At 65.0% G+C, this 16,502-nt stretch carries 17 protein-coding genes; 11 read left to right on the top strand and 6 right to left on the bottom strand.

Annotation, left to right across the window (positions count from 1 at the left end; genetic code table 11):
* Nucleotides 1–38: 38 nt before the first annotated feature.
* Genes ACYQ1Z_RS07605 through ACYQ1Z_RS07590 form a run of 4 tightly spaced genes read right to left on the bottom strand, consistent with a single transcriptional unit; the run spans nucleotide 39 to nucleotide 5,484 of the window.
* Entirely contained in the window at nucleotides 39–2,402 is a 2,364-nt protein-coding gene (locus ACYQ1Z_RS07605) for a beta-xylosidase/alpha-l-arabinosidase (RefSeq protein WP_459791878.1), read from the bottom strand.
* Between the two features lie 2 nt (nucleotides 2,403–2,404).
* Nucleotides 2,405–3,223: a carbohydrate ABC transporter permease gene (locus ACYQ1Z_RS07600; RefSeq protein WP_459791877.1), complete on the bottom strand. Its 819-nt coding sequence runs from the start codon at nucleotides 3,221–3,223 to the stop codon at nucleotides 2,405–2,407.
* Entirely contained in the window at nucleotides 3,224–4,177 is a 954-nt protein-coding gene (locus tag ACYQ1Z_RS07595; protein WP_459791876.1) for a carbohydrate ABC transporter permease, read from the bottom strand.
* Between the two features lie 8 nt (nucleotides 4,178–4,185).
* Nucleotides 4,186–5,484, bottom strand: a complete 1,299-nt coding sequence (locus ACYQ1Z_RS07590) for an extracellular solute-binding protein (RefSeq protein WP_459791875.1) — start codon at nucleotides 5,482–5,484, stop codon at nucleotides 4,186–4,188.
* A 139-nt stretch (nucleotides 5,485–5,623) separates the two neighbouring features.
* Between ACYQ1Z_RS07590 and ACYQ1Z_RS07585 the strand changes: the two genes are divergently transcribed.
* Nucleotides 5,624–6,646: a LacI family DNA-binding transcriptional regulator gene (locus ACYQ1Z_RS07585; protein WP_459791874.1), complete on the top strand. Its 1,023-nt coding sequence runs from the start codon at nucleotides 5,624–5,626 to the stop codon at nucleotides 6,644–6,646.
* Between the two features lie 33 nt (nucleotides 6,647–6,679).
* Nucleotides 6,680–7,591 (top strand): aldose-1-epimerase, encoded by a 912-nt coding sequence (locus ACYQ1Z_RS07580; protein ID WP_459791873.1) that lies wholly within the window; start codon nucleotides 6,680–6,682, stop codon nucleotides 7,589–7,591.
* A gap of 75 nt (nucleotides 7,592–7,666) precedes the next feature.
* Here the strand turns inward: ACYQ1Z_RS07580 and ACYQ1Z_RS07575 are convergent, their stop codons facing one another.
* Nucleotides 7,667–8,833: an endo-1,4-beta-xylanase gene (locus tag ACYQ1Z_RS07575; protein WP_459791872.1), complete on the bottom strand. Its 1,167-nt coding sequence runs from the start codon at nucleotides 8,831–8,833 to the stop codon at nucleotides 7,667–7,669.
* A gap of 181 nt (nucleotides 8,834–9,014) precedes the next feature.
* Between ACYQ1Z_RS07575 and ACYQ1Z_RS07570 the strand changes: the two genes are divergently transcribed.
* The 6 genes from ACYQ1Z_RS07570 (at nucleotide 9,015) to ACYQ1Z_RS07545 (ending at nucleotide 13,661) form a co-directional block, all read left to right on the top strand.
* Nucleotides 9,015–10,037, top strand: a complete 1,023-nt coding sequence (locus ACYQ1Z_RS07570) for a LacI family DNA-binding transcriptional regulator (protein WP_459791871.1) — start codon at nucleotides 9,015–9,017, stop codon at nucleotides 10,035–10,037.
* Nucleotides 10,038–10,201: 164 nt separating this feature from the next.
* Nucleotides 10,202–11,458 (top strand): D-arabinono-1,4-lactone oxidase, encoded by a 1,257-nt coding sequence (locus ACYQ1Z_RS07565; RefSeq protein ID WP_459791870.1) that lies wholly within the window; start codon nucleotides 10,202–10,204, stop codon nucleotides 11,456–11,458.
* Between the two features lie 80 nt (nucleotides 11,459–11,538).
* Nucleotides 11,539–11,874: a hypothetical protein gene (locus tag ACYQ1Z_RS07560; RefSeq protein ID WP_459791869.1), complete on the top strand. Its 336-nt coding sequence runs from the start codon at nucleotides 11,539–11,541 to the stop codon at nucleotides 11,872–11,874.
* A 105-nt stretch (nucleotides 11,875–11,979) separates the two neighbouring features.
* Entirely contained in the window at nucleotides 11,980–12,195 is a 216-nt protein-coding gene (locus ACYQ1Z_RS07555; RefSeq protein ID WP_459791868.1) for a hypothetical protein, read from the top strand.
* On the top strand, nucleotides 12,192–13,328 hold the full coding sequence (locus ACYQ1Z_RS07550; protein WP_459791867.1) for a baeRF2 domain-containing protein: 1,137 nt from the start codon (nucleotides 12,192–12,194) through the stop codon (nucleotides 13,326–13,328). The genes ACYQ1Z_RS07555 and ACYQ1Z_RS07550 overlap by 4 nt, the downstream gene beginning before the upstream one ends.
* A 48-nt stretch (nucleotides 13,329–13,376) precedes the next feature.
* On the top strand, nucleotides 13,377–13,661 hold the full coding sequence (locus ACYQ1Z_RS07545; protein WP_459791866.1) for a hypothetical protein: 285 nt from the start codon (nucleotides 13,377–13,379) through the stop codon (nucleotides 13,659–13,661).
* A 67-nt stretch (nucleotides 13,662–13,728) separates the two neighbouring features.
* On the opposite strand, the gene ACYQ1Z_RS07540 is transcribed toward ACYQ1Z_RS07545, so the two are convergent.
* Nucleotides 13,729–14,280, bottom strand: a complete 552-nt coding sequence (locus ACYQ1Z_RS07540) for a MarR family winged helix-turn-helix transcriptional regulator (protein WP_459791865.1) — start codon at nucleotides 14,278–14,280, stop codon at nucleotides 13,729–13,731.
* Nucleotides 14,281–14,540: 260 nt separating this feature from the next.
* Here ACYQ1Z_RS07540 and ACYQ1Z_RS07535 point away from each other — a divergent pair, with 260 nt between their 5' ends.
* From ACYQ1Z_RS07535 to ACYQ1Z_RS07525, 3 genes are read left to right on the top strand one after another with little or no spacing between them, the layout of a single operon-like run.
* Entirely contained in the window at nucleotides 14,541–15,389 is an 849-nt protein-coding gene (locus tag ACYQ1Z_RS07535) for a hypothetical protein (protein ID WP_459791864.1), read from the top strand.
* Between the two features lie 17 nt (nucleotides 15,390–15,406).
* Entirely contained in the window at nucleotides 15,407–15,817 is a 411-nt protein-coding gene (locus tag ACYQ1Z_RS07530; RefSeq protein ID WP_459792009.1) for a phage holin family protein, read from the top strand.
* Complete coding sequence (locus ACYQ1Z_RS07525; RefSeq protein ID WP_459791863.1) at nucleotides 15,814–16,476, top strand: DUF3618 domain-containing protein; 663 nt, start codon at nucleotides 15,814–15,816, stop codon at nucleotides 16,474–16,476. Before ACYQ1Z_RS07530 ends, ACYQ1Z_RS07525 begins: the two co-directional genes overlap by 4 nt.
* The last annotated feature ends 26 nt before the right edge of the window (nucleotides 16,477–16,502 follow it).

Genomic DNA, 16,502 nt, shown 5'->3' with positions numbered 1-16,502 from the left:
AGGCGGCCGCGGGTTTCCGCGGCCGCCTGCCTTCGGACTCAGTTGTTCGGCGTCACGGTTACGCCGCAGTGCAGGGTGCGCGTGTGGTCAACAACGCGCGTCCCACCCGTCAATTCGATAGTGGCCTGCAGCCGGATATCTCCACTGGAGGCACCAAACCGAAGTTCCAGGCCGCCGGGCTCAACGATCCGGCGGCCGTCGCGTCCCGTGAAGGATGCGACGTCGGCCGGAACCGTGAAGGAAACCCGTGCCGAGGCATTCGGTTCGAGCGGCACACGGGCGTACCCCACCAGCTTCTGCACGGGACGGACCACGGAGGCCACAGGGTCGTGCAGGTAGAGCTGGACGAGTTCGACGCCGGCCCGGTCACCCGTGTTGGTGACGGTCAGGGCCGCATGCGCGGCGCCGTCCACCGCCACCGTTGAGGGGCCTTCGAGCTCCAGCCCGCTCCATTCGAAGGTGGTGTAGCTGAGTCCGTGGCCGAACGGGTAGGCGGCGGCAGGATCGATGTTGGACACGCTGCTGGCCTGGGCAAGCGGGGCTGCCAGGTAGGTTGACGGCTGGGCTCCCGGCCGGGCGGGTATGCTCACCGGCAGCCTTCCGCTCGGATTGACGCTGCCGCTGAGGACCCTGGCCACGGCAGGACCGCCCTCTTCACCAGGGAAGAAGGCCTGCACAATCGCCGCGGCGTCGCGGACGGCCGAGCCCACAGCGTACGGACGGCCCGTGAGGAGCACCAGGACAACGGGTTTCCCGGTTTCGACCAGCCGGTCCAGTAGCTGCTGCTGGACGCCCGGGAGGACCAGGGACTCCGCGTCGCAGCCCTCACCGCTGGTGCCGCGGCCGAACAGGCCGGCGCGGTCTCCCAGGACGGCGATGACAACGTCCGCGGCGGCGGCGGCAGCAGCGGCGTCGTCAAATCCTTCCGTGGACGTGCCGTCGATGGTACAACCGGCCGTCACCGTGATGGTGCTGTCCGGGAATTCGGCCTTGAGGGACTGGGCCACGGTGGGCAGTTCGATGCCGATCGGGACGTCGGGGTGCTGTCCGCCGACATGGGCCGGGAAGGAGTAGCAGCCAAGGAAGGCCTGGGCATTGTCCGCATTGGGGCCCACGACGGCGATACGGCCGGGGCTGCGCAGTGGCAGGATGCCGTTGTTGCTGGCCAGGACGATGGACTGTTCGGCGATCCGCGCCGCAAGCTCCCGGTTGGCTGCCTTGTCCAGGCTGATGCTTCCCTCCAGGGCGGCGGGATCGCGAAGGTCTGCGCCCTGCAATGCAGGGGGAACCGCCGACCAGTCCCCGTCCAGCAGCCCCAGTTCGATCTTCTGTACCAGGACACGGCGCAGGGCCCGGTCGATGAGGCCGGTGGGGACCCTGCCGGCCTCGACTTCGGCGATAAGGTGCTCACCAAAGGCGTGCACAGTGGGAAGCTCGACGTCGACGCCGGCGGCCAGGGCGGCGGCTGCGGCTTCTCCAAAGGTTCCGGCGACCCCGTGCAGGTTCTTGAGGAAGGCGACGCCGAAGTAGTCCGCCACCACGGTGCCGTCGAATCCCCAGGTGTCGCGCAGGAGACCGGTGAGCAGCGAAGTGTCGGCGGCGGTGGGAACGCCGTCCAGGTCCGTGTAGGCGTGCATGACGGAGCGGACGCCGGATTCCCGAATGGCCATTTCGAACGGCGGAAGCAAAACATCGGCAAGCTCGCGGGCACCCACTGACACGGGGGCCAGGTTGCGGCCTGCCTTTGATGCGGAATAGCCCACAAAGTGCTTCAGGGTGGCCACGACGCCGCTGCTTTCCAGGCCCTGGATGTAGGCGGTGGCCAGCGTCCCGATCAGGTAGGGGTCTTCACCGATGGTTTCCTCCACCCGGCCCCAGCGCGCGTCGCGGACCACGTCCAGGACGGGGGCGAGGCCCTGGTGCACGCCGACCGACCGCATGTCGGCACCGATCGCGGAACCCATGGTGCGGATAAGGTCGGCGTCGAACGTGGCTCCCCAGGCCAGCGGAACCGGGTAGGCCGTTGCCTGCCAGGTGGCAAACCCGGCGAGGCACTCTTCGTGGACCAGTGCCGGAATGCCGAAGCGGTTCGCGGCCGCAATGCGCTGCTGGGTCCGCTGGAGGGAGAGGGCGCCCAGTGCCGGGTCCACCGGTGCGGTGCCGAACGGCCTGGTGAGCTGGCCCAGGCCATTGGGCAGGATTTCGTCGAGATCGACCGGCGGGTTCATTTCATTCTGGTGCGGCGCGACTTCGCCGCCCTCGCTGGAAGCACCCACCCAGACTCCATAGAGCTGGGCGGTCTTTTCCTTGAGAGTCATGGCGGCGATGAGGCTGTCTGCGCGCTCCTGTGGGCTGGCGGCAGGGTCGTGCCAGGGGGCGCTGTGGGTTGTCGTCTGGGTCATGGCTACTTTCCGCCAGCGCCCATGAGGCCCTGGACAAGCGCGCGGCGCGCGAAGAGGTATGCGAGCAGTACCGGCACCATGGAGAGGGTCACAGCCGCCAGGAGTCCGGGGATGTTGATGCCGAACTGTGTCTGGAAGTTGAAGAGGCCGAGGGTGACCACCCGGGTGGATTCGGACTGCGTCAGGATCAGCGGGAAGAGGAATCCGTTCCAGGCCTGCAGCGCCGAGAACACGGCGATGGTGGACAAGCCGCCCTTGGACAGCGGCAGTACCAGGCGGAGGAAGGAACGGGCGGGGGATGCACCATCCATCGCCATGGCTTCATACAGCTCAGGGGTGATGTCCCGCATGGTGCCGCAGAGGATGATTGTGCAGATCGGAAGGGCGAAGGCCGCCGTCGGGAGAATGACGCCAAGGAGGTTGTCGTACAGGCCCACTGTGTTGATCAGGTAGAACACCGGGACGATGACAGCCTGGGCGGGAATGGCCAGACCCAGCAGGAACACGCGGAAAATGACCGAGGCAGCACGGCTCTGGCTCCGAACGATCGCGTAGCTGAGCGGGGGCACCAGGAGCAGGACCAGGCCAACGACGCCCGCCGTCACGATGATGGTGTTGAGGAAGTACCGGCCGAACCCGCTGGTGATGGCATCGACGTAGTTCTGCAGGGTGAAGCTGGTCGGAAATGACAACGGCCCGTTGTCACCAAACTCCGCGCGGGTCTGGAACGTCGCGGAAAGCATGACGTAGAGAGGAACGGCAACAATGGCGAGCCAGATGAAGGCACCGATGCCGGCGAGGTAATTGGGACGCGTTTTCACTTAGATCCCCTCCAGGGAGCTGCGCATCTTGTCGTATCCGGAAACGCGGACCACAGCGAAGGAGATTGCCGTGGAGATGACGACGAGGACGAGGGCAATGGCGCTGCCCGCACCGAAATCGAACCGGCGGAACGCTTCCTGGTACATGTGGAAGGCAGTGATGGTGGTGCCGGTACCGGGCCCGCCGTTGGTCAGGATGAGGACGGTTTCAAAAGTGGTCAGCCCGCCCACCACCATCAGGATCACGGAGGTGATGATGCTGTTCCTCAGTTGCGGCAGGGTAATGCTGAAGAATTGCCGCACGGTTCCTGCGCCGTCGATCGAGGCAGCTTGGTACAGAACCGGCGGAATCTGCCGGGCCGCGCCTTGGTAGATGAGTGTGTGGAACGGCGTGAACTGCCACATGCCAACAAAGATCAGCACTGCAATGGCGCCCGTTTGAGTACCCAGCACGTTGCCGTCTCCGAACAGCCAGGACATCTGGCCGGGGATACCGAAGTTGGGGTCAAGCAGGGCACGCCACAGGACGGAGATCGCTGCGGAGGACAGCAGCAGCGGGACGAAATAGATGGCGCTGAGGATAGCGCGGTTTTTCTGGTTTCCGGCCGCCCAGACGCCCAGCAGGATGCTCAGCGGCGTCTGTGTAACGATGCCCAGCACGATGAACAGCAGGCTGAGCCACAGGCTCTGGAGCATCACAGGATCCTGGAAGAGGGATTCCCAGTTCTTGAGTCCCACGAACTTGGGGTCGCCCAGGCCCCTCCAGGAGGTGAAGGACAGCACGGCTACCGCAATCAGCGGGACCAGTGCGAAAAGTCCGAAGAAGATGGTGGCAGGAAGGGCCCAGGCGAAACCGGGGCGGCTCGAGGAGGAGCCACCCCGGCGCGCGGGGCGGCCCTCTTCGGAGCCGCCCGCACGCGCCGGGCGCCTGCGGTTTGCAAGCGTGGTGGTCATGGTTTTTCCTAGAGGCTCTGCATGGCCTTGATGAAGCCGTCTTCGTCAATCTGTCCGCTGAAGAACTGCGAAACGGCGGTGAGGATGGTGACGGTTGCTTCCGGCGGGTACGCCTGGTCCCAGGAGAGCTGGAAGGACGGGGCGTCCTTAACCAGGCTGAACTGGTACTTGGCGTATTCGGGGTCCGCCGCCTTATCGAGGAATTTCTCGGTGCTGGTGGTGGTGGGGAGGTTTCCGATGGCTACCTGTTCCTGCACGAACTTGTCCGAGTACATGAGTTTCAGGAAATCGCGGGCAGCTTCGGGATAGCGCGTGTTCTTGTGGATGGAGTAGAAGTTGTTCGTGTTGCCGACCAGATTGTCCTCGTCGCCCTTTCCACCTTCGATCGTCGGGAATTCGCTGTAACCCAGGACGTCCGCTGCGAACTGGGCATCGTTGCTCTGCTGGGTGGAGTACTCCCACGAGCCCATCAGTTCAAAACCGGCCTTGCCACTCGCCAGCAGGGCCGGGGACCCGCCGTCCGTGAACTTCACGGAGTCGAAGTTGGTGCCGAACGCGCCGGCGTCGACGAGTTCCCGAAGCATGCTGAGCGCCTTGCGGCTGTCTTCCGATTCCCAGACGCTGGTGTCGCCCTCCAGGGCCTTCTGGAACAGGCCTTCCCCTGCAACGCGGTCGTAGAGGTACTCGAACCACATCAGGGTGGGCCAGCGGTCACCGGCGCCCAGCGCGATGGGGGTGATGCCCTTGTCCTTGAGGATCTTCACGTCCTCCAGCAGTTCCTCCCAGGTTGCCGGCGGCTTGCTGATGCCGGCATCCGCCAGGACCTTTGAATTGTTGAAGAGCATGACAGGCTGGGTTCCCCGCATGGGAACGCCGTAGGCCTTGCCGTCCACCACTGCGGTTTCGAAGACGGACGGCAGGAAGGCGTCCTTCAGCTGCGGCTCTTCCTTGATGAAGTCATCAAGGGGAAGCACCAGGTCGGCGTCCACAAAGCTCTTGATGCTGCCGCCGCCCCAGTTGAAGAAGATGTCGGGAGCGGTGGGCGTGTCCATGATCGTCTGCAGCTTGGACTGGTACTCGGCACCGGGGATCTTGTCGAGGACGATCTTCACCTCGGAGGTGGCATTAAACTCGTCGATCATCTTCTGTTCAACGGTGTTGCCTGCGTCGCCGTACATTGCGACGTGCAGTTCATTCTCGGGCCGGCTCGATGCCCCGGACCCTCCGGAACAGCCGGCCATCGTCAGGCCAAGGGCAAGCGCCGCACCGCCGGCAAGCGCCCGGGCGACCCATCCATGGTTGTTCATCTTCGAACGCCTCTCGAAAGTTTCGATTTTTTCATCGAAAGTTATTTGATGCAGCCAGTGTAAGTTGCGACACAGCGGAGGTGCAAGGCGCGAAACTTTTGTGGCGAAAAGTAGGCCGCGTGCCGCTATGCTGGTCCTCATGTCCAGCCCTGCATCTTCCGACACGCGCGTCACCCTCGCCCAGTTGGCGGAGGAGGCGGGCGTTTCGCTGTCGACAATCTCAAAGGTTCTCAACGGCCGCTCCGACGTTTCTCGTAAAACGCGCTCGAAAGTTGAGGAGCTGCTGGAAGAACACGGCTACAAAAGGCGAAAAACGACGGCGTCGAAATCCGCACTCCTTGAGCTCGTTTTCCACGAGCTCGAAAGTGCGTGGGCTCTGGAAATCATCCGCGGCGTCGAAAACGTGGCAAAAGCGAACGGCATGAGTGTCATCCTCACCGAAAGCGGTACCAGGCAGGCGCCGGGAGCTGACTGGGTTGAGGGCGTGATGGCGCGCAGGCCCGCCGGGGTAGTCCTGGTCTTTTCCGACCTGCCGCAGGAATACAGGCAGCAGCTGGACGCCCGCTCCATCCCCTTCGTGATTATCGATCCGGCCGGTGATCCGGCCCCCGATGTGCCGTCCGTTGGGTCCGCAAACTGGGCCGGTGGCATGATGGCCACCCGCCACCTCATCGAGCTTGGCCATACCCGCATTGCCGCCATCTCCGGGCCGGAGGACATGATGTGCTCCCTGGCCCGGATTGACGGCTACAGCTCCGCCCTGAACACAGCGGGCATCCCCCTGGACCGGACGCTCATCAGGTACGGCGACTTCCATGTGGACGGCGGCCGGAGGCACGCCCTTGAACTGCTCCAGGCGGACAACCGGCCCACGGCCATCTTCGCGGGCAGTGATCTGCAGGCGCTCGGCGTGCTCGACGCTGCGCGGCAGCTCGGCATAGCTGTCCCCGCCCAGCTGTCCATCGTCGGCTATGACGACCTGCAGGTGGCACGCTGGTCCAGCCCCTCACTGACCACGGTGCACCAGCCGCTGATCGAGATGGCGGAAGAGGCCGCCCGGATGGTCCTGCGCCTCCGCGAGGGCGAACGGCCCAACAACCTCCGGCTCGACCTCGCAACGTCGCTTGTTGTCCGCCAAAGTACTGCGGCCTGCCCCGACTGATCCTCCGGGCAGCACCTTCTGAAAGGAACACCCATGCCACCTGCCGCTGCGCCCAATGGAGAACTCATCATCCTTGAGGCGGGACATTACCGGGCGACTGTTGCCAGCGTGGGCGCTGCCCTGGTCGGGCTGTCGTTTCGGGGTGAGGACATTGTCCTGCCCTTCCCCGCCGACGAGCTGCCGCCCGCATACGCGGGAAAAGTACTCATGCCGTGGCCAAACCGGATTACCAGCGGAACCTACAGCTTCGCGGGGCGACGCTATGAACTGCCGGTCAACGAGGCGGCCACCGGCAGCGCACTGCACGGGCTTGCGCTGTGGAACGACTGGCAGGTGGAGCAACGCTCCGGTTCCGATGTGGTGCTCACGCATCTGCTGCACGGCGAACCCGGTTATCCGTTCCAGCTCGCACTCTCGGCCCGATACACCCTGGACGCCGAAAATGGCCTTGCTGTCCACCTGGCTGCGACGAACCGCGGTACAACGGCAGCGCCGTATGGTTGCGGCTCCCACCCCTACATCACCGCTGGCGGCGAAGACATCGCCACCTGCGAACTGAGCTTCCGCGCAGGCAAAGTCCTCCTGACCGATGACAGGCTCCAGCCCACGGAGCTCCTGGATACCGCGGGCACCGACTTCGACTTTGCGCAGGCGCGGACCGTGGACTCCCAGTCACTCGATCATGCCTTCACCGCACTTCCCGAAGGGCCATGGAACGTTACCCTGCGGAATCCGGCCCTGAGGCTCGCGGCAGTGGTGGAAGCCGACGGCACCAGCGCGCCCTGGCTGCAGGTCTACTCCGGCGAGCTGCGCGGGCGGAAGGGCATGGCCGTGGAGCCAATGACGTGCCCGCCCAATGCCTTCAACACCGGGCAGGATGTTGTGGTCCTGGAACCCGGCGAATCGCATTCGCTGGCCTTCCGCATCCACGCTGTGGAGGGGTAGCAGCTGAAAACAGGAGCGGGCCTGGAACCTTGTGGTTCCAGGCCCGCCTTGTTCACTTAGCCGGTGCTGCCGTGCTTACCGCTGGTAGGCAGGGTGGTTCTCCAGGCGCTGCTCTCCGCCCGGGTTCGCCTTCAGGAGCGTGGACTGCAGGGCGTAGTACGAGGGCTTGCGGGTGTAGTCCTCCCACATCACCGTCGCCTCACCCTGTCCGCTAAAGAAGACAGGCACCCAGGAGTACTTGTCGTTGAAGCCCCAAATGGTGAACGAGTTGCAGTCGTCGACGTTGAGGCATGCTTCCAGCGCGCGCTGGTAGTAGCTCGCCTGCTTGGCCAGCTGCGCATCCGTCGGCTTGGCGCCGGCGGCAATCTCCATCCGCACGTCGATTTCGGTGACGGCAGTCTCCAGGCCAAGGTCGTCGAAGCGCTGGAGGTTCGCCTGCAGGTCTCCCGGGAAGCCGTACTGGGTGCTCAGGTGGCCCTGTACCGCGAACCCGTCCACCTTGACGCCCTGGGCCAGGAGGTTGGAGATGAGTCCGATGTAGGCAGTGCTCTTGGGGTTGATGCTTTCCACGCCGTAGTCATTGAAGAACAGCTTGGCATTCGGATCGGCTTCGTGTGCCCAGCGGAATGCATCGGCGATGATTTCCGGACCAAGTTCGCGGATCCAGATGTTGTCCGTAGTGCGCAGCGTTCCGTCGCCGTTGAAGATCTCGTTGGCGACATCCCACTGCTGGATCTTGCCCGCATACCGGCCCACCACAGTGGTGATGTGGTCCTTGAGGATGGAGCGCAGTTCATCCTTGCTGAAGTTGCCCTGTTCCAGCCAGGCGGGGTTCTGGCTGTGCCAGAACAGCGTGTGGCCGCGGACTACCTGGCCGTGCTGCTGGGCGAATTCAACGATGGCGTCCATTTCAGCGAACCGGTACTGGTCCCGCTGGGGGTGGATGAATTCCCACTTCGCCTGGTTTTCGGGTGACACAGAGCTGAACTCAGCCGCCAGGACATCGCGGTACTGCGCATCGGACGTGAAGGGGTTGGGGTAGGGCATTGTTTCGTGGTGACCGCCGCCTGCGACTGCAGTGCCAATGCGGACATCCTTGGGCGCAGCCCAGCGCAGGGTGTCCTGCTTGGCAAGGCCAGGGGCTTGCGGGCTGTCATTTCCCGCTGCCATGGCGGGCAGTGCGGCGGGGAGGACAAACGTCGACGCCAGTGCGGCGGCGGCGACAAGTTTGGCGACCTTCATCAAGAGCTCTCCTTTGAGGTGGAACCGCCCGCGTTGCGGCGGGCAGACATTTCCGGAAACTTCCGGAAATCTGTCGTTGTAGACTAAGAACCTTCCGGAAGGACCGTCAAGGGGTTCGCAAATATTTCGGTCCTGGCTGCCGCAGGACGACCTATACTTGCAGCGATATCAGGAGGAAAGCGTGCCCAAGACCCAGCGCCCGGCAACCACGATCTCGGCTATTGCCGCTGAAGCCGGGGTGTCAGTTCCTACCGTCTCCCGCGTGCTCAATAACCGGGGGGATGTGTCCGCCCAAACCCGGGAGCGGGTGGAAACCCTGCTGCGGGACCATGGCTATCAGCGGCGTGGCGTCCGGCCGGATGTCCGCTCGGGCCTGATCGACCTTGTCTTCAACGATCTCGACAGCCCGTGGGCCGTTGAAATCATCCGCGGGGTTGAGGAGGCGGCGAATGAAGCCGGCGCTTCCACGGTCGTGTCAGCGATCCACCGGAAAAAAAGTCCCACGTCGACCAGGCAGTGGCTGGAGAACGTGGGCGCCCGCGCCAGTGATGGCGCCATCCTCGTCACAACGGATTTGGATTCCTTCCTGCGGGCGGAACTGAAGCGCCTGGACGTTCCCGCCGTCGTCATTGATCCCGCGGGCGTGCCCGACCTGGAGGTTCCCACCATCGGGGCCACGAACTGGACGGGCGCCGTGGGAGCGACGGAGCACCTTATCGGATTGGGGCACCGCCGGATCGGTTTCGTTGCCGGCGCACCAGGCCTGTGGTGCAGCAGGGCGCGACTGGATGGGTACCGGGCCGGGCTGGACGCCGCAGGCCTTCCCTTCGACCCCGACCTGGTGGTGGAAGGCGATTTCGATTATTCATCCGGCTTCAGGGCCGGGGGCGTGCTGCTCCACCTTGACCAACCACCCACCGCCGTCTTTGCTGCCAGCGACCAGATGGCGCTCGGGGTGTACGAGGCGCTCCGGAAGGAGGGCCTGCGGGTTCCTGAAGATGTCAGCGTGGTGGGGTTCGACGACCTTCCCGAAGCGCGCTGGGCATCCCCGCCGCTGACGACTGTGAGGCAACCGCTGGTGGAGATGGGGAGGCTCGCGGCGCGCACCCTGCTTAGGCTCGTGCAGGGTGAAGTTGTGGAAAGCCCGCGGTTGGAGCTGGCCACCAAGCTCGTGGTCAGGGAAAGCACGCGCCCTCCTGCGTAATCCTGACGCTGGAGGACTGCCAACCCTTGACGGGGAAGCGGGCACCTCCGTACGCTGATTTGGTTCCGGAAACTACCGGAACAGGCTTGGGCAGTCCCTGTCCCCGCTCCCCGTCGTACGCCATGACGGAGGATTCCGGGACACATTAAACGGAGGCAGACTTCATGAAGAACTGGGCGGGCAACCTCGAATATGCCTCCGCGGACGTCCAGCGTCCTGAGTCGGTGGCTGAACTGGGGAAGGTGGTCGCCCGCTCCGCCAAGGTCAAGGCCCTGGGCTCCCGCCACTCCTTTAACACCGTGGGCGATACCGGGGGCACGCATATCCTGCTGGACGCCCTCCCGCAGAACATCAGCGTAGATGCCGCCCGGCAAAAAGTCCGCGTCAGCGGCGGTGTGAGCTACGGCGCCCTTTGCCGGGTGCTCGAACAGTCAGGCCTCGCCATTCACAACCTGGCATCACTTCCCCACATCTCGGTCGCCGGGGCAGTGCAGACAGGAACCCACGGATCGGGCGTCAACAACCAGGCGCTGGCCGGCGCCGTCGAATCCATCGAACTGGTCCGTCCCTCCGGGGAGCCCGCCAAGCTCACCAGGGCGGACGGTGACGAATTCCTGGCCAGCGTCGTGGGCCTCGGTGCCCTCGGCATCGTCACCGGCGTCGAACTGGCGGTCCGTCCCAGCTTCCGCGTGCGCCAGCGCGTACTGGAAAGCCTGCCGTGGGACCGGGCGCTGGAAGGCTTTGACGCCGTGATGTCCTGTGCCTACAGCGTCAGCCTCTTCACCGACTACGCCGGGGACACCGTCAGCCAGGTCTGGATCAAAGCGCTCGACGGCGAACCTCCCCTTCCGGAGCTGTTCGGCGCCACAGCCGCCACACGCCCGCGCCACCCGCTTCCGGACATGTCCGCGGAAAACTGCACGGTCCAGCTGGACGAGGCGGGCCCGTGGCTGGACCGGCTGCCGCATTTCCGCCACGAATTCACACCCAGTAACGGTGACGAGCTCCAGAGCGAATTCATCCTGCCGCTGGAACACGCGCCTGCCGCCATCCAGGCAGTCCGCGGCCTCGCGGACAAGCTGGCCCCCCTACTGTTCGTTTCAGAAATCCGCACAATCGCCGCCGACGAATTCTGGCTCAGCCCGTTCTACCGGCAGCAAAGCGTTGCACTGCACTTCACCTGGAAACCGCTGCAGCCGGAAGTGGAGGCCCTCCTTCCGGAACTGGAGGAACTGCTGCGGCCCTTCGGGTCACGTCCGCACTGGGGCAAGCTCTTCACCCCATCCGGCTATGACTGGGACGCGCTCTACCCCCGCTTCCCGGATTTCCGTGCCCTCGCAGAACGGCACGATCCGCTGGGGAAGTTCCGGAACAGCCTTCTGGACAGCGTCCTTGCCGCGCCGGCACGCAGTTCCCGCTGAACATCCCTGACCACCAAGACCGGACCCGCCCCCCGGCCCGGGCCCAGGGGCGCTCAGGGGCAAACCGGTAGGCTGGACGGATGAAACGCCACCTCGCCGCCCTGTCCATTGCCCCGCTCCTGCTCCTGGCCGCCGGCTGCGGTGCCGTCGAGGAGGCCGCGACCAACGCCGCCAATGACGCCGCTTCAAAGGTTGCGACGGCTGCCGCGGACGAAGTGACGCGGCAAATCTGCGCCGTAGTGCAGGACGGGTTGGTGAGTGTTGAAGACAAGCAGGTACTCGGCGGCCTGGCTTCCGCAGCCCGTACCGCCGGGGTTCCCGCGGAAATTACGACGCCGTTGGGCGAGATTGCCGAGGCCGGAGACCAGGTGCCGGCGGACTCAGTCGAGGCATTGACGGCGGCCTGCCCCGCCTGACCCGATGCGCGTGGATTGGCCCCTGTAAACCCCCGCCCGGTGGTGCTACGGTGAAGTGACGAGATAGTAAGCCTGTGATACTAATCACACGCGAAGGAGATCGTCATGGCCGAACGAGGAAGTAACAAGCACGGCTCCGAGCTGGATGACCAGATGAAGCACGAAGCCCAGGCAGCGGTGCACGGAACCAAGCCGCCACACGCGGAAGAATTCCGCGAAACAGAGCCCTTCCCGGATGACACGGATGCCGCAGAGGTCCGGGACGCCCTCAAACCGGTGGCAACGCCTGATCCGTCGGATGGCGGGGAGGGGGAACAGTGACCGGCACCTTGAAGCAGTACGCGGACCTTTACCGGCAGCCGGGCCCGTGGTGCACCGCCTATGTCAATGCGGGCACGGGAACCGTGGATACCCTGGAAGCTGCAGATGTCAGCCCCGGCAATGTCCGGACCCAGCTCGAGGGCCAAGGGGCCGCCGGATCCGACCTGGACGCGATGGAACAGGCGATCCAGCCGGCCACGGGCGTCCCAGCCCCGGTGGCCCGGTTCGTCCTGGTCCACCAGGGCAAAACGGAAATCAACGAAGTTCTCCCCGGAGAGCTCGTCCTTCCCGAGCGCGTCTCGGTGGATCCGATTCCCGACCTGCTGCCCCTGGTCAAGCACCGGCCCGAAGACCTCCCCTACGTTGTGGCGGAGGTAAGCCGCGAACACGGCGAAATCAGGCTGTACCACGCGGGCGCCGGTGCACCGGACAGCACCCGGGAGGTCGAGGGTGAATCCGAGCATGTGAGCAAGTTCCAGGGCGGCGGCTGGGCACACCTCCGGTTCCAACACCACACGGAGGATGTGTGGCGCCGGAACGCCGATGAAGTTGCCGGGGAAATAGACCGGGTGGTCAGCAGCAGCGGTGCCCGCCTCATCGTCCTGGCCGGCGATATCCGTGCCCGCGGACTTGTCCAGGAGCAGCTGTCCCAGGCCAGCCAGGCGATTGTCTCCGTGGTGGATTCACACACGCACACAGCCGGCGCGGACAGCGGCCTCCTGGAGGACCAGGTCAACCAGCGCGTCGCCGAGTTGTGGGCCACCGAGCAGCAGGATGTCATGGACCGCCTGGCCATGCAGGAAGGCCAGGCAAACCCGGAATCAGCGATTGGTATCGGCGCGGTGGTGCACGCGCTGCAGCAGGCGCAGGTGGATGTCCTGATCCTCAATGATGCCGCACTGGCCGAACGGACCTTGCTGGCCCTGGATGCCGAGCCCTGGATTGCCCTCGCCGAGGAGGAATCCTTGGCCGCAAACGTCCTGGGGAAGGTCCCCGCACCGGCTGCCCTCCTGCGGGCCGCGGCATTAACGGACGCCCGGGTGCTCCTGGTTCCCGGCCCCGTCCTGCCCGAAGGCGCGGATACCGCCGCATTGCTGCGCTGGCCCACCGGACCCGGCGTCCCGTCGTCGTAAATCCTCCAGGCCATCGTTGATTGGCCAACCAACTGATTGGAGAGCAAGATGACTACAGTGAACGAGAACCCTGAGGACGCGGCCGGCGTCATCATCCCGCAAGAGGACGCACTTCCTGGCCCGAGCCGGACGGGGCACGGAAAGATGCCCGAAAATATCGACGACGACGCCTACGAGGCGGCGGCCGAACAGGAACGGGTGGCGGCCGGCCTGGCCGACTACGCGCCGGGCGACGTTCCGCCTGCCACCGATCCCCTTCCGGAGGAAGCGTCAGAGGAAGCGGACCTTGCCCAGCGTGGGCTCCTGACAGAGGACGAGGACCAGCAGGACTAGCCTCTTCCACCAAACTGTCCAGCTGGTAAGAGTAGTCGGAAACAACGGAACCCGGACCTGCAAAATCCTAGGATTGCGGGTCCGGGTTCTCCTCACCGTGGATGTCCGGGCCGTGATGGCCCCCGGACCACGGGTGATACGGCCGGCGCGTGGACCGGTGGTCCGGTGCGACGAACGGCACCACACCCGGGTGCCGCCCCGCCGGCAACGCGCTGACGAACTTGGTCAACTCGTTGTGCAACACCTTCCAGCCGATCGTCGGGTCATCGGGGTAGGCATTAATCTCGGCGGCACGCGCCGCTTCCAGGGCCGCCACTCCGGCGTCAGTGAGTTCCACCTTCAACTGCCTGCGGTCTGACGCCTGCCGGGTCCGCGAGACCAATCCCGTGGCTTCCAGGCGGGTCAGGATGCGGCCCAACGTCTGGCTCTGTACCCGGATCGCGTCGGCAAGTTGTTCCTGGTTCAATGGCCCGCCGGCCAGGCCTTCCAGCGCTATGACGGCGGCCCGCGTTAGTCCCAAATGAGCCAGCGCGTCGTCCTGGCGGCGCTGGACCAGCCGCGCCGCCAGGGTGATCAAGCGGTAGCTGTTTCGGGCGTCGGGGTCGAGGTTGCTGGTCATCGGCCGTTGCCTTCCTGTAGGTGGCAATATGCGGAGGCTCCTGCGTCGCTACCGTCCTACAATAAGCATGCTTAGCATCATTTTTGCAAGCAGGCTTACTATCCGCGGCCGGCCCGGGGTGCGGAATTTTGTTACAGCAGGTCAGGGGCCTTGCGCATCAAAAGCAAAGTGTGCTTAGTATCTAGTTAGTAACCTTGCTTACTAATCGCCAGCACTGCTGGTTCTTGATCGCCAGCTAATCCTTGATGAAAGAGAGCCCGATGACAGAGAACCAATGGCCCCAGACCCCCAACACCGCTGCCACCGACCCCTTCGCGGCGCCGGCCACCGGAGTTGGAGACAGCTACACCGCTGCCCCGGACACGTCCGGCACCTCCAAGACCCAGGCGGCCAAGGAGGAGGCCTCGCATTTTGCCAGCGACGCAGCCGCTGCCGCCCAGGGCGTAGCCCAAACGGCCAAGAGCGAGGCCGCGAACGTGGCTGCGGAGGCGAAGAACAGCGCACAGGACCTGCTGCACCAGGCCAAGTCAGGCCTCACCAGCCAGGCCGGCACACAGCAGCAGAAGGCCGCGGAAGGCATCCGCACCATCTCCAGCCAGCTGCAGAGCATGGCTAATGCCCCTGAACAGCAGGGTGTCGCCAGCGACCTCATCCGGCAGGCGGCCCAGCGCAGCGAATCCGTGGCATCGTGGCTCGAAACCAAGGAACCCGGCGACCTGCTCGCCGAGGTCCAGCGTTTCGCCCGTAACCGCCCGGGCACGTTCCTGCTGCTGGCCGCCGGTGCAGGCGTCCTGGCAGGCCGCCTTACCCGTGGCCTGACCGGGGGCGCACCGGAGCAGGCGTCCGTGAACGCCACGCCGGCGCAGCGCACCGTGACGCGCCAGCCGGTCGCCCCGCTCCATCCGGAGACCGTCTACGCCGCTGGCACCGATGACCTGCTCACCGAGCCCACCATTGCGACGGGCGCCCCGGTTTCCACCTCAACCCTGCCGTCCGGGACCACCGAGGACAGCCCGCTGCGCTTCGAGGACGACCCCTACCGTGACGAGGACGGCAGCTACCGCGGGACGGACGGCACCTACCGGTCAACGGAAGGACGCCAGCTGTGAGTAGCCAGATTCCTGAGATGCCGCCGAGTGAGGCGCATCAGAAGGCCGATAACGCCTCGCTGGGTGAGCTCCTGGGTGATGTGACCCGGGACCTGTCCACCCTGATGCGCCAGGAAGTGGAACTGGCCAAGGCAGAACTCAAACAGTCCGCCACCCGCGCCGGGAAAGGCTCCGGCATGCTCGCCGGAGCCGGCGTCGCCGGCCACTTCGTCCTGATCTTCCTGTCCCTGGCCCTGATGTTCGCCCTCGGCGCACTCATGCCACTGGGCTGGGCCGCCGTGATCGTCGCCGTGATCTGGGGCATCGCCGCAGCCATCCTGGCCTCCATCGGCCGGAAGGAACTCAAACAGATCAAGGGCCTGCCCCAAACGGGCGAAACACTCTCCGAAATCCCCCCAACCCTAAAACCAGGTGAGGTAAACCGATGAGCGAGAACCCGGACGCAATCCGCCAAGACATAGAAGCCACCCGGGCACGCCTGGGCACCAACGTCGACGCCGTCGCGGACAAAGTCACCCCGTCCAACATCGTCCACCGCCAGACCGACAAGCTCAAAGACGCCGTCACCGGCGTAAAGGAGAAAGTCATGGGAGCAGCAGACCACGCCACCGTACGCGCACAAGACCGCCTGCACTCCGGTGCCGGGCACACCTCCGACGCCCTGCACTCCACCGGCGACACCCTCCACGACGCCAAAGACAACGTCTCGGCCAAACTCAGCGACGCCGGCACCGCGATCTCCCACACCCCGGACCAGGTCAAAGCCAAAACCCAGGGCAACCCCCTCGCCGCCGGCCTGATCGCCTTCGGCGCCGGACTGCTCGTCTCATCCCTGATCCCGCCAAGCCAAAAAGAACGCGAAGCCGCGGACCAACTCAAAACCGCAGCCCAGCCCCTGGCCACCCAGGTCACCGACGCCGCCAAAGACATGGTCCAGGACCTCAAGGAACCCGCCAAGGAAGCAGTGGAAAACGTCAAATCCACCGCCACCGACGCAGCCCAAAACGTCAAAACCGAAGGCCAACACGCCGCCACCGACGTCAAGGACCGCGCCACCGACGCCAAAGACCACGTCCAAAACACCTAAAACGGTGCTTTGACACAGCCACAGGC

Source organism: Arthrobacter sp. AD-310, assembly GCF_054656615.1.
The sequence above is the reverse complement of the archived record's forward strand: the minus strand, read 5'-3'. Positions and strand labels throughout refer to the sequence as shown.